Raw genomic sequence first — 12,337 nt, forward strand, 5'->3', positions numbered from 1 at the left:
ACCGCCGAGATCAATCCGGCCTTGGCGACGCGGCTCGTGCCGTGGCGGCCGATATAGCGGCTGATCTCGCCGCCGCCGGTGGAAAAGCCGGCGAGGAAGATGTCCTTCAGGTCGAGCGCATTGATCAGATCCGCCAGATCATCGGCATAATGGTCCATGTCGTTGCCGTCCCAGGGTTGCGACGAGCGACCGTGGCCGCGGCGGTCATGGGTGACGACGCGGAAGCCGTTGTTGGCCAGATGAAAGGCCTGCGCCTCCCAGCTGTCCGACGACAGCGGCCAGCCGTGGCTGAGCACGACGACCGGGCCATCCTTCGGGCCCCAGTCCTTGTAATAGATCTCGACGCCATCGCGGGTGATGATGCGGCTGCCCATGGTGTTTGCTCCCTCGGTGCCGGACGCGCCGGCGGTTGATGCGGTGGTCGATGCGGCCTTGGCCGGCGTGTTCATGGCGTTGACCGCGGCAGCGGTGGCCGCGGCAGCGGTGGCCGCGGCGCCAAAGGCGGCCGACAGAACCGTGCGGCGCGAAAGGCCATTGGAAATGCTTGCGGAAACTGCTCTTGCCTGCGTCATTGTCCTCACCTCTTTGATCTCTGTTGCCAGGCTTCCATCCCGTGGAAGCGATGGTTGAATTGATAAATCGGCGGGCATAACCTCTCGACCGGCAAAGCTGACAACGATGGGGGCAGAAGTGACAAAACGATCGACCAGCGAACCGGCGGAGATCGGTATCGTCGTCTACCCGCGCGCACTGATGTCGGCGATCCACGGGCTGACCGACATGTTCCAGGTGGCGAGCATGCAGTCGGTCGAGCAAAGCGGGGGAGACGCTCCCCAGATCCGCATCAGCCATTGGAAGCTTCAGGAAGATGGCACAGTGGCAAAGTCGCGCGATACCCACGAAGGCCCGTCCTTGGGCCTGATGGCGCTGATCCTTCCGCCGACACTTGCGGATCTGCCGGTCGGCGAACGCATCGGCGCCCTGCCCGGCTTCGTGCGCGAGCAACACCAACGCGGCACGACCATCTGCTCGGTCTGCGGCGGCGCCTATCTTTTGGCCGAGTCCGGCCTTGCCGCGGGCCGCACCATCACCACCCACTGGTCGCACCAGGACTTGATCGCCGACCGCTACGCCGATATCCGCGTCGACACCGACAGGTTGCTGATCGACGAGGGCGACATCATCACCGCCGGCGGGATGATGGCCTGGATCGACCTCGGCCTGAAACTCGTCGACCGGCTCCTCGGAACCGACGTCATGCTGGCAACTGCGCGGTACATGATCATCGACCCCGGCGCGCGGGAGCAGAGCTATTACAGCGTCTTTGCGCCGAAGCTCGATCACGGCGACAGCATCATCCTGAAAATTCAGCATTGGCTACACGGCGCCAACACCAAGGGCGTGACGCTGCAGATGATGGCCGAGCGCGCGGGGCTCGGCGACCGCACCTTCCTGCGTCGCTTCCAGAAGGCCACGGGCTTCAACCCGACCGAATATTGCCAGCGGCTGCGGATCGCCAAGTCGCGCGATCTGCTGGAGCGTTCGCATCTCTCGATCGAGCAGGTCGCCTGGCAGAGCGGCTACGACGACACCAACGCCTACCGAAAGATCTTCCGCAAGATCCTCGGCCTTTCGCCGAAGGAATATCGCCTCCGCTTCTCGGTATCGGATGGTGCCCGGCGTATGGCCGCCGGAGCGCCGAATGCGGCGCCGGCTTAGTGCGCCACAGGATCATGGCTCCGTCGACTGAGCCGCGGCGGCAAGACGCGTTCGTTTGGGGCCGCCCGAAGACGCCGCCAGCGGCACACTTCCAGGCGATCTAAGCCGCCAGCCGACAACAGTCCAAGCATTGCCATCTTGGTGCCACTCGAGGGCTAGAAAACGCAAAAACCGCCGCGCGCCCGTTGGGGCGCGCGGCTTACATTGAATTCGGTGGTTTGGCGCGATCTTCCTTGGGCTGTCGGTCAAGCTAGATCTGAACTGCGTTGGAACGTAACCGGCATTTCGGTCAGCTCAAGATATTCGACGCCTCCGCTCACGGGCGCTGCCCGTCACCCCTTGCCGACGATGACAAAGACCACACGGCGGATCGCTTCGGCGAAGCTGACGCCCAGCGCCATCGCTGCAATGCCGGTGACGCCCAATGCGCCGATCCCCATCAGCTTCCAGCGTCTGACATCATCGGTCACCGGTTTCATCTCCGCAACGTCCCCACCGATCGCCGAGACGCACGCTTCGATCTCACCCACACGGTCGATCAACTGCTCCATGCGCAGATGCACGCTGCCATGAATGGCCGCGTACTTGTCCTCGGCCCGGCGGCTCCCCTCCTCGATCCGGCGGATCGATTCCTGCAGGCCGCGCATACCTGCAACCAGTTCACCGAGCTGGCGGTGAACGGCAACATCGATTTCAACTGCCGACATCGGCACGCTCCCCATGCCGGGCGCATTCCGCCCGTGTCCATATTTCCGCAGCGCACAGGCCAACGGCCGTACGATCGATCCGGCGTTGATCGACAGCAGTCGCACCGCGCGCGCCGATGAGATCAGTTCCGACCACGCCCCTGAGACCCGGAACACTGGCCGGTTGTGAAGTTCCACAGCCCGCCTGCATCAAGGCAGGAATCGTAATCAAGGCGCTTTTCGCGAGCGCGGCTCTGAGCGTCATTGTTCTGCCTTTCGATAGCATTGGCGATGGAACGGGCACCGTCGGCCCGGATTTCGTGGACGAGCCAGACGAGGCCGGCGAGCACCAAACCGCAGGCCAACAATTTCGGCCAGGACAGCATCACCTGGCCCAGCCAAGACGGCGCGCGAGCACATACCAGGTTTCGGATAGAACCCCGGCAGCCAGGCCGACGCCAACCTCCAGCAGCATCTGGACATCCGGATCATCCGCAAGCGCGGGACCGGTTTCAGGCGCCAGCAAGCCTTTGGCCACAAGCAAGCCGGCGCCATAGCGCAACACGATGCGGATCATCACCGCGCTCATTTCGCCCACCTCGCGAAAACAGCGATAACCGCTGCAACAAGGCGTTCGAACGTGCTGCCGATAGACCTAGCCGCATCGCTGTCCCCTTCGCCCTTCTCCGCGGGTCCCGACTTTCCCGGCCGTAGCGCAACGACGACGCCGGGCTCCGCCGACGCCGCCTTTGGTTGGCCGGTCCGGCAATATCCGGCTTCTCGCAACGCTGCCTCGAACGCTCGGCCATAAGCCTCGATCTTTGGGCCAATCTGCCTGACATCCGCATTGACGATCGCGCGTGACGCCGCATACCGATAGCCGATTGCCGCCCCGGAAAGGCTTTCGTCCGTGTCGAAGTCGGCAAGCCGCTTCCCGGTAAAAAAACCCTCCGTCATGCCATCGAACAGGATGCGCACCGCAGTCGCCATCTCGCTCGCCTGCTCCGGCGCAGCCGCAAGGCCGAACTTCGCATAGTTCGCCTTGCCGGTAATCTGCGCCAGCCCGCGCCCGCGGAAACGCCACCCATCGTCCGCCGCGACATTCCCGAGCCGACCGCCATAGACCCGGTTCGCAAGCTTGCGCGGATTGCCGGCAAAGGGCTCTGCACTTGCAAGCGTCGGGAATCGTGCGGGCCAAACCTGGGTGAGCCGCTCGGCGGAGTAGTTGAGGTTTTCTTCGACCGGCTGCATGGAGCCGCCAGTTTCGTGATAGACGGTCGCGAGTATTGCAGCGAGGTGGCAGAGGCCGACACCGCGACCACGGGCTTCATCGAGGATCGCCTCGATGCCCCTCATCTGCTGAGCAGACAGAGAAATGCCGAATGCCGCGCTACCCCGTCGCCGGAGAGCGGCAAAAAATACCGAGTGATTCATAGTTCACCTGAATTGTGGAGAGTGCCTAGAGATCGGCAGCAGCAAGCCACAGATTATCGATCTGGGCATCTGATAGACCGAGCGCGGTCCCTATCGTGGCGATCAACGGGTGTTTGCGCCTGAACGAGGTCGCATATTCCCATTCAATCTTGACAGCTTCCTTTTCGGCGCCCTCGGGCATGACATTGATCGCCGCATCGACCTGAACCAAAAATCTGCCCTCAGCCACTAGACCAAGCCTGAGCTGACGCGCCGTCAGGACAGGCATCCGCTCCCGTAATTCTTCGGGCGTAGGCACGGGTTGCGGGACGTGTACCCACGCGCCATCGACGTAGCGATGCTCTGCGGAAGGCCTCAATGGTACTTCGATCGTTCCATAGGGATATCCGGTCAGAATTTCAGTGGGAACATCATCGATCGCTTGCCAGTATCCAAGGCCGGGGTGAAAGAATCCTTTTTCCAATGTCAAGTCCTCAACTCCTGCCAGTTGACCACCGAAGCACCACCATTCGTCAATACCTTGTAGTACCAACCGGACGGGATGATGGTAAAACCACCATTTCCCATGTTCCTGGATGGGCCACCGCTTGTCGCATCGTAGATACCAGATGAAACGATTGCCCATGTCGAGTTGTCAGACGAGACAACGAGATTGACGTCAACGCCACCGCTCGCAACGATATAGGTCGTTACTGCGATCGGGCGACCGGTTGTATTCTGATAGGACGAATTAATAGCGCGTGAACCAGTAACGTTTTGCCACCCTTGACCATGACCGAGCGCGTTGCCGGCGTTAGCCGCATAGCTGACGTTGAAGTTCGACGGATTGTAGACGTACATGTTCGTACCGTCGTTACCGCCCCAAAGCCACGAAGGTTGACCACCTTGACCGGACCAGTTGAAATTCAGATCGACGCCGCCAACACGGCGCGGGTACGCCCGCCCATCGGTCGTGATTTTGGAACTGAGAGCCTCATGCAACCAAGCGCCCGCCCAAGGCATGTAAATGTTGCCGTCATTAAGGTAACGAGCGCCGCCCATGCGGAATTCGGAACCGCCCCAAACGAGGTGGGCATTGGCCCCGCCCAGTATCAGGTCGCGATTCCAAGTGCCCGAGGTACCAAACGTACTGATTACAACCGCGTCGCTAGCTTGGTCATGGCGAACCATACCACGCATCGTACCCGTTGCAGTGCGGAAGATGATGGAACGATCACCATTGTTATCGACCGCGAAACTCGGTGTCGTGATGGCGCCCCCAAAGGTCGCACCTGACAAGTTAGCTTTAGTAGCTGGATTGAAATTGCCCGCATTCCATATGCCTTGCCCGCCGATGGTGGGAAGCGCACCGGAAAAATTGTAGTAGAATCCGGCCTCAGCATTGAGAGTGATGGCGCCACCGGCGCTAGGCGCAAAACCAATGTAACCAACCCGGATGTCGTCCCCCTTTCGAAAATCTAAATAACCGGTGCTGACAGCGTTGCCGGCTGACATGTTTATGTAGCCGTCCCCCGCCGTACCCGTGACTGCCCTGAGACCACCGAGAAACGTTTTGCTCGACATCGTCGATGGCAAGCGTGCGTCATTAACTGTGCCACTCGTGAGGTTGCTAGCGTTGTCCGCACCGATCGTCGCCCTCATCGTTGCCGCATCCACGTCATCCAGAATCGTCCGCGCAAACGGCGTCAACGCCGCCGTCGCGTAGAGGTCCGTCCCCGTCGTGTAGAGCATCTGATTGGTCGTTGTGGTCAATCCGGCGATTGATTGCAGGCCCGCGTCCTGCGCCTGGACATTGGTGCCGATCTCAAGACCGAGCGCCGTCCTGGCACCGCTTGCGCTCGTCGCGCCCGTGCCGCCCGCAGTCAACGGACGCGGGGTGTTGGCGTCTGCGGTCAGGTCGTCGATCAGCGTGTTGTAGGGCACGCTCTGAATCGTGGTATTGGGCACGCCTTTGGTGCCGGCGGGAGGCGAATAGACGCCGCCTGTTCTGGGCATGGCTTGTCTCCATGGAAGCGCGTGTCCGCAGGCTTCCCTGTTGTTCCTGTTTCGATGGATTTGGCGATCCGCAGCGCGGCACGATTCGGCCGTTGCTGGGTTCCCCAACCGCGGCCAGTTAGCTTGCTTGAAGGGCCACAATTGAATGGCCCTTCAAGCAATCCGATGCTCTCGCAGAGGACGGCGGAACGGCCGAAATTGGCCGGCCCTACCGCTTCTTGCGACCTGCCGAAAAAAGCCGGCCGTAGTCGCTCTTTCGCGTTTCTGATACCCCTGACGTTTCGCAGATTGTCCTTCGACAAATGCGGCAGTTCAGGATAGCGTTTGTTGTTGTAGGCCTCCACGTCCCCCTCATGCCTGTCGTAATCGACGTACCAGGCGAACGCGTCCTTGAGTAGATTTTTCAATTTTGGTCTCCTTGGTGGGTATTGACGGCGTGCTGAGCGGAATGCTCAGCGCCCTGCTCGCCCCGACGGCAGCCTCTGCAGCGATTTTTCGATCTTTCGGGGGCGGACCAATGGCCGCCCCTTTCCAATGTGCAGGACTCCGGGATCAGCTCACCGCGCTCTGCCCGAAGAGGTCGGCCGCAACGCCGAGGCCCTTTTCGTTGTGAACCTTCAGCGTGCCCTCGCCGATGATCACGCCCTTGTCGGCGTCGCCGGTCTTGGCCACCGCCTTGTCCTCCTGGATGCCGCGCAGCCAGAGGAAGGAGAGCATGTCGGTGTCGAGGAAGTAGGCGTTGCGCGCGAGCTTGGCGCTGCCCGCCTGCACCCGGTTCGGGTGGATCATCACGGTGCCGAACGGGCCTTCGTAATAGTCGGCCGTGGCCACGATCGTGTTGCGCTCGCCGCCTTGCGAGACGGCGTAGCGGAACGGCGCCACGTTGGCGTCGGACATGAAGGTGACGAAGACCGATTTCACGTAGGGCGAGACCGAGACATGGCGGAAATTGGCGCCGTTCTGGTAGCCCGTCTGCATCACCTGGTCGAGGATCGCCTTGGTGAACGGGCGCTGCGTGCCGTCGGTCGGGGCCACCGTCAGCCCGGTCGTCGGGTTGTAGCCGCCATTGGCGCCGCCTGCCCCGCGCGAGACGCGCAACGGCATTGGCCGAAGAGCCTATTGCAGTTCTACGGCACCCTTCCCGTGTCTTATTTCAGAAAGAGGTCGCCGGATTTCAGCAGTTCCATGCCTGATGCGAGCGGCGTCGTGCACCCCAAGAATCCCTCGTCAAACTCGAGATCCGGAGACGGTGTGTAGCCGGTTTCGTCGGTCTCAAGGTCGAACAACCACCCCTTGCCGGACACACGAACGCTTCCTGTGCGTCTCTCGGTGGTCCGCTCGATCCTGCTCATGCCGTCCGGTGATTGAAAACCCCATCTCAGTTTCATCTCGCCTGCAACATTCACGCGCCGCTGAATGTATCCTGTCAGCGTGAAGCCCGAGGCATAGACCGGCTTTTCGAACGCCACACGCATTGGCGCGCGTTCTGCGTCTCCATCCTTACGGTATGGGCCGGCGGCCTGCTTGAACGCCACCTTGCCGAAAGCATTTTTTTCCTCGCCCAGCGCCTCGAAGAAATCCGCCCGGCATTGCAGCAGCGCATTGATCAGCCGGTTGCCGCGGCCCACCGGTGGTGGCCCAAGTTGGGCCCAGCCGAAGGTCTCGGCTGCTTCCGGCAGGCGGAAGTCCTTCGTCTCGGCTTCGTCGGGTGCGCAGGTCACCGTCGCCTGCTCATCGGGATCGAAGTAGGAACGCAACGTCAGGTGCTGCGAAACCGGCGTGGCACCGACATCCTTGTCAACCAAACTCCAGTAATACGTAAATCTCGCACCGTACTGAGCCGCGATAGCACGAGCGGCTCCATCGGGCGTTTGAGCGACCTGAAGGGCCCAGGCAAAGCGCGTCGGTTCACCAGACTGAACCGTCTTTCGTTGAAAGAACCGGACGATGCGGAGGCCACCAATCTCGACCGGGTGTTCGAATGTCACGGTTTCGTTGTAGGTCTTCTCCGCTTCGGGAATGTGAGGCGCGTTGTCCGGGCTCTCCCAAGGCTCGATACGGACCCGCGGGAAGATGCGTCTTTCAGCCTTCAACACCTCGAAGAAAGAGGGCTTGCAGGCGACGAACGCGTCAAGAACATGGTTGGTCTTGACGGCTGGCCGCCTCGCCGACGGAAACAGGTCCTCAGCGTCCGGGAGGCGCCTCCTGCCAGTCTCCTCATCGGTCGTCAGTTCCGCCATTCGATCCTTGGACGCGTCACACATGACGAGGGATCGCGAAGGATCGTTTGCCTGGCGAACGACGATTTTTCTGTAACTGTCCTCCGGCGCGACCGATGCATCGCCCTGTGGAACCGATTGGGCATCGAGCTTCAACTCGAGCGCACCACCATCCTTTGCCACGAACCTAGCACCGGGAAGCATTCCCTCGATCGCCTTGGCGACGTCAGATACGCGCCGCTCGACCTCAAAACCCCACGTGAAGTGCGGAACAGCAATGCCGACGGCCTCAAACTGGACATAGCCGGTGAGCGACAGGCCACCGACGTCGACAGGCGCCGCGAACGCGATCGTTTGCCCTGTGACACCATCCGACATGCTCCAGTCATAGGGCCCGATCACTGCTGCGCCAAAATCCGCCCTGTCACCGCCGAGAAGCGAAAAGATGTCCGCCTTGCAGGCGAGGAACGCGCCAAAAACCTGTCTTGCACTGCCGGATGACGGTTGCGAGGACGCCGCCGGGATCGCCGAACTCAAGACAAACAAGGCCGCCAGGGCCGACACGCACCACCTGAACACGATCCCTCCAAGGCCAACGCCGGACGTCTCTAATGAATGGAAAATTGAGAGTGCATGCTGGGGTCGATACTCAGCACACCGACGAATTCGACCGGTACGCCGACCCCTTTGTTCACTCGCAAAACTTGTAGAACATTAAGAGAACAAGCACAAGAGATCGTCGAGAAGAAATCGCATCTCTCGCCCGGCACAATCAACCACAGCTATCGCCGTTCGTGCCGTGACGAACTCGGCGATGGCAACGGAACCGGCTGAACTACGACACGGCCATCCTTCGGCCACCGCCTCCCCTTTGATGCCGCCTAGCGCCGCCAGGGTGGATCTGAGATAGGATTGCGCATCGGATTGGCAGGGGGAACGGGTGTCTCGACAGAGTAATCCGGAAGCTGCAGCGCTCGCCGCGCTAACGCTTGACGTTCACCAAGCTTCATCTTGGCGGGGTTGGGACGCTCGTACTTGTCAGCGACGACGTATGTAGCGTCGTCGATATCCTTGGCAGTCGACAACGGCTCCCGTACACCGCGCTCGCCATTGAGGAGTTCGTGCTTTATGAAGCCATAATTTGCCTCATAGGATTCGGGCGGCAGCCCGCGCTCTTCCGCCCAGTTGAAGAAAGCTTCCCTGCGATCGTCCCATTGCGGATAGCCATAAGCATTTCCGTTTACCCGGCCATTTTGCCACAAATTGCCGAACACCCGTCCGAATCCGCCGCTTTCGTGGTCGAAATTTCCGACGAAGGCGGCAGCGTCCTGTTCGGTCATGATCAGATCCCGTTGCAGATCTCGCTTCAGACGCAACGCGATGTTATCCGAGAGTTTGTCGTAGTCCGTGGTCGGCTTTAGGCGCTCGGTTGGCACCGCCTGATGTTGCTTGCTGAACTTCGTCGTATCCGTCAGCGTACCGCGAAAGTGCATCGGTGCCTTGCGAAAATCGCCGTTCATAAGTTCGCTCGGCGGCGGATGCTTGAAGCGTGCGTTCTCACCGCGCCGCGCCTCCACGTCGGCAAAAGCCTTGTTGCCGGTCAGTATCGGATTTTCGTCGAAGTACCCCATCGCCTCTCGAACGGATTGGATTCTGACGGGTAGCCGACGGCGCCGCGCACATCGACGCCCTGGCCAACGCGGATCGGCTGGCCGAACTTCGGGTTCAGAACCGATTCCGGGTTCTGGATCACCCCTTCCTGGACGATCGGCTGCTGGTTGTTCTGCCAGTAGAGATTGTCGAGCGTCTGGCGCAGAAGCACCGTCTTCACCCGCTGGATCTCCGCCATGTCGTCGGTGATCGCGTTGCCCTCGCGCCGGTGCGGCCGCCGCTCGGTGATGAGGTCAGCAAAGGGCACCTCGTCCCATTCCGTATCCTCAAGCAGATTGTCGGCCCCGGTGCCCCCGGCAAAGACCAGACGGCGCAACTCGGCAATGCCGTCATCATCAGCATCCACCTTCACATAGAGCTCGTAGTAGTCGACCTCCTGCAGCGCCTTCGCCGTCTCCTCGCCATCGCCGAAGATGCCACGCCGGCGGGCAAATTCCTCGTCCTCGCCATCCGCATTGCCGGCGATAGCAAAGCCTTCGACGAGATCACGGTCATTCGGCCCTGCGGTCCGTCACCGCGCCTTTGCTCGAACGGCTCAGCGCAGTTGCCAATCGTCAAGCGCCGTCCGCCGTCGCCGCCAAGGGCGCGCGAAGCGTGACAGCCGGTCACAGAAAATTGCGGATGTCACGCCTGATGTCACGCTTGCGAACTTGACTTCAGGTTGTATTCGTTCATCAATACTTCGCGTCGGCTCGCCCTGCCTCGGGCCTCCCCGGCGGAAGTGCAGCACCTATGCCGATGCTTCGCAGGCGTAAGCCAGCAAAGAGCCAAAGTAGTTCAAATTTTTGAATAGTTTGTCAGTCTAGCAGCCTCGCGGCGGGAACCATGCAATGAATGCAACAGGTGCCAGATGATCCGCAGCACGTTCAGCAAGTTGAAGACCATTTTCACCCCGCGGCCTTCGGCAAGGAATATCTCGCCCAGGTTGCTTGAACTGGCCACCTCGGGAAACGTCGACGCCCAGGCAAAACTGGCTGAAATCTACTTCAACGACGGCGGCGAGGAACACTACGCCGCCTCGCTTCACTGGAACCGGCAGGCCGCCCGACAGGGCCATCCCGCCGCGCAGGCTCGTCTCGTCACGATCTATCAAAGAGGCCTTGGCGTCGAACGCGACCTGAAAGAGGCCTCGCGCTGGCTGCGCAACATCGGGCAACCGCGCTCGCGCAGCGAGTCCGTCCGCGCCGTTACCGGCAAGATCGTCAAACAGGAAGCATAAYGAGCGACAGCCGGTCGCTATCCCCTTGCCCGGCTTCCGCTAGGGCGCTGCAAGAACCACGCCACCGCGTCAGGTCGAACGCCTCAAGCCGCACCCGGAATCAAAAAGGCCGCTTCAATGACGAAACGGCCAGCCTGTAATATCCTTAGCCCGCTTCCCGTCACTTGGCAAGCCCTCCCGCCTAAATTTGTTTCCGTTTTGTTCGTTTTTTCGCAAGCCGCATCCCCGCTCCTCTCTGGCGTTACCGGCAACTCAGCCGTCGTTTGGTGATATAATTGCGCCCGGAGCGCTGGCGCCTGGCGTCCTACACGGCAATGGATCGTCGGGCAGGCCATAGCGCCGGTGTCCGGTTCGATGGTGAAGCGGGCGAAGGCCCGCTCCCTCGATGACGGGAGGATTCCATGACCCCACGATATCTGATTGTCGCTGTCATCGCGGCGCTTGTCGCGCTTGCCGGCTGCACCACCGACCAGGCCAGCCGCAATACTGCCCCTGCCCCAAGCCCGGGCATGCAAGGCGGCGGGAGCATGGGCGGCGGGAGCATGGGTGGCGGGAGCTCCGGCTATTAGGCACCGCGCGTTTAGGCGCGAGTAGCGTCATCCTTCGCACGTCGCCCCGCATCGGCCATTTCGGATTGAACCTCTGGCGCCGAAGTGCGTTGAGTAACCATGACGCGCATTCTCGGTGCCACGCCATTTGTTTGCGCGCATTCTGTGTTAAGCTTCCCTTGGGAGGAAAATGCCATGGAGAATTTCTTCGCACTCGCCGCCATCGTCGTCGGCTCCGCCATCCTGGGGCTCGCGCTTGCCTACGGAATGCGCCGCAAGGACGCGCACCGTCCGCCCGATCATGACGACGCCCGGTTGAAATTCTAGGGCACAGGTTCTTCCGCAATAGGGCTTTCGGCGCGGCCATCCGCGCACGGTGCCCCATGCTGCGCGCACGGCGCCGCCAACGATGCGGCGAAGCTTCTTTGCAATCCCCGCGAGAAGATTTCAGACACCGCCTGGCCTCGCTCTCGCAACGACTCCGATGAAATTTCGCCTGCTTGTCGCTGGCCTCACCGCCGCACTTCCATTTCATGTTGCAGCCGAACTCTCCCCGACAAACCGGACGGGGCGAGACAGGTCAGGGCGCATTTCATGACGAAGCTGCCGGCTCCCGAGAAAGACAAGCCCGCGGAATGTCGGGTGGTCGTGGAGATCATCGTTCGTCGGGACGGCCATGTCCGCAGGTCGTCGATACATCAGTCGTCGTGATTTGCCCCGGCAGACGCCGCCGTCATGCCGATGCTGCGACAAGCGACGAAACCGCCCGCCTTTACCCCTAGCATGAATGGCGTCGAGCGCATGCTCAGGATGCCCGTCGTGTTCCCGGGCAAGGCGGGCCGTTGG

The 12,337-nt window shown here is 61.3% G+C and carries 13 protein-coding genes and 2 pseudogenes; 4 read left to right on the forward strand and 11 right to left on the reverse strand.

What is annotated here, in order from left to right:
- A partial coding sequence (locus AB4Z53_RS32155) for an alpha/beta fold hydrolase (RefSeq protein ID WP_441599345.1) occupies positions 1-572 on the reverse strand: 572 nt, incomplete at its 3' end.
- A 118-nt stretch (positions 573-690) separates the two neighbouring features.
- Here AB4Z53_RS32155 and AB4Z53_RS32160 point away from each other — a divergent pair.
- Complete coding sequence (locus tag AB4Z53_RS32160; protein ID WP_441599347.1) at positions 691-1,719, forward strand: GlxA family transcriptional regulator; 1,029 nt, start codon at positions 691-693, stop codon at positions 1,717-1,719.
- 332 nt (positions 1,720-2,051) lie between these two features.
- On the opposite strand, the gene AB4Z53_RS32165 is transcribed toward AB4Z53_RS32160, so the two are convergent.
- From AB4Z53_RS32165 to AB4Z53_RS32210, 10 genes and pseudogenes are all read right to left on the reverse strand, one after another.
- Complete coding sequence (locus AB4Z53_RS32165; RefSeq protein WP_291165061.1) at positions 2,052-2,426, reverse strand: DUF1515 family protein; 375 nt, start codon at positions 2,424-2,426, stop codon at positions 2,052-2,054.
- On the reverse strand, positions 2,413-2,670 hold the full coding sequence (locus AB4Z53_RS32170) for a hypothetical protein (RefSeq protein ID WP_291165064.1): 258 nt from the start codon (positions 2,668-2,670) through the stop codon (positions 2,413-2,415). The genes AB4Z53_RS32165 and AB4Z53_RS32170 overlap by 14 nt, the downstream gene beginning before the upstream one ends.
- A gap of 120 nt (positions 2,671-2,790) precedes the next feature.
- Positions 2,791-2,994, reverse strand: a complete 204-nt coding sequence (locus AB4Z53_RS32175; protein ID WP_113540552.1) for a hypothetical protein — start codon at positions 2,992-2,994, stop codon at positions 2,791-2,793.
- Positions 2,991-3,761 (reverse strand): hypothetical protein, encoded by a 771-nt coding sequence (locus tag AB4Z53_RS32180; protein WP_291165067.1) that lies wholly within the window; start codon positions 3,759-3,761, stop codon positions 2,991-2,993. Before AB4Z53_RS32180 ends, AB4Z53_RS32175 begins: the two co-directional genes overlap by 4 nt.
- 103 nt (positions 3,762-3,864) lie before the next feature.
- Entirely contained in the window at positions 3,865-4,308 is a 444-nt protein-coding gene (locus AB4Z53_RS32185; protein WP_291165070.1) for a hypothetical protein, read from the reverse strand.
- Positions 4,305-5,834 carry a hypothetical protein gene (locus tag AB4Z53_RS32190; protein ID WP_441599351.1) on the reverse strand — a complete coding sequence of 510 codons (1,530 nt, stop codon included), beginning with the start codon at positions 5,832-5,834 and terminating at the stop codon, positions 4,305-4,307. Before AB4Z53_RS32190 ends, AB4Z53_RS32185 begins: the two co-directional genes overlap by 4 nt.
- Before the next feature lie 552 nt (positions 5,835-6,386).
- A pseudogene (locus tag AB4Z53_RS32195) lies at positions 6,387-6,926 on the reverse strand (SU10 major capsid protein); the annotation flags it as partial.
- Between the two features lie 56 nt (positions 6,927-6,982).
- Positions 6,983-8,617, reverse strand: a complete 1,635-nt coding sequence (locus AB4Z53_RS32200) for a hypothetical protein (protein ID WP_441599353.1) — start codon at positions 8,615-8,617, stop codon at positions 6,983-6,985.
- 317 nt (positions 8,618-8,934) lie between these two features.
- A complete protein-coding gene (locus tag AB4Z53_RS32205; protein ID WP_441599355.1) occupies positions 8,935-9,684 on the reverse strand; it encodes a phage tail tip lysozyme in 750 nt (249 codons plus the stop codon).
- A gap of 29 nt (positions 9,685-9,713) precedes the next feature.
- Positions 9,714-10,217, reverse strand: a pseudogene (locus tag AB4Z53_RS32210) (portal protein); the annotation flags it as partial.
- A gap of 357 nt (positions 10,218-10,574) precedes the next feature.
- On the opposite strand from AB4Z53_RS32210, the gene AB4Z53_RS32215 reads away from it, so the two are divergent.
- From AB4Z53_RS32215 to AB4Z53_RS32225, 3 genes are all read left to right on the forward strand, one after another.
- The gene (locus AB4Z53_RS32215; RefSeq protein WP_291160366.1) at positions 10,575-10,943 is read left to right on the forward strand and encodes a tetratricopeptide repeat protein; all 369 of its coding nucleotides are present in this window, start codon (positions 10,575-10,577) and stop codon (positions 10,941-10,943) included.
- 401 nt (positions 10,944-11,344) lie between these two features.
- A complete protein-coding gene (locus AB4Z53_RS32220; RefSeq protein WP_291160369.1) occupies positions 11,345-11,512 on the forward strand; it encodes a hypothetical protein in 168 nt (55 codons plus the stop codon).
- A gap of 174 nt (positions 11,513-11,686) precedes the next feature.
- A complete protein-coding gene (locus AB4Z53_RS32225) occupies positions 11,687-11,818 on the forward strand; it encodes a hypothetical protein (RefSeq protein ID WP_255571009.1) in 132 nt (43 codons plus the stop codon).
- Positions 11,819-12,337 lie beyond the last annotated feature (519 nt).

This window comes from Ensifer sp. 2TAB8 (assembly GCF_052115125.1).
In the GTDB taxonomy this organism is placed as follows: domain Bacteria; phylum Pseudomonadota; class Alphaproteobacteria; order Rhizobiales; family Rhizobiaceae; genus Ensifer.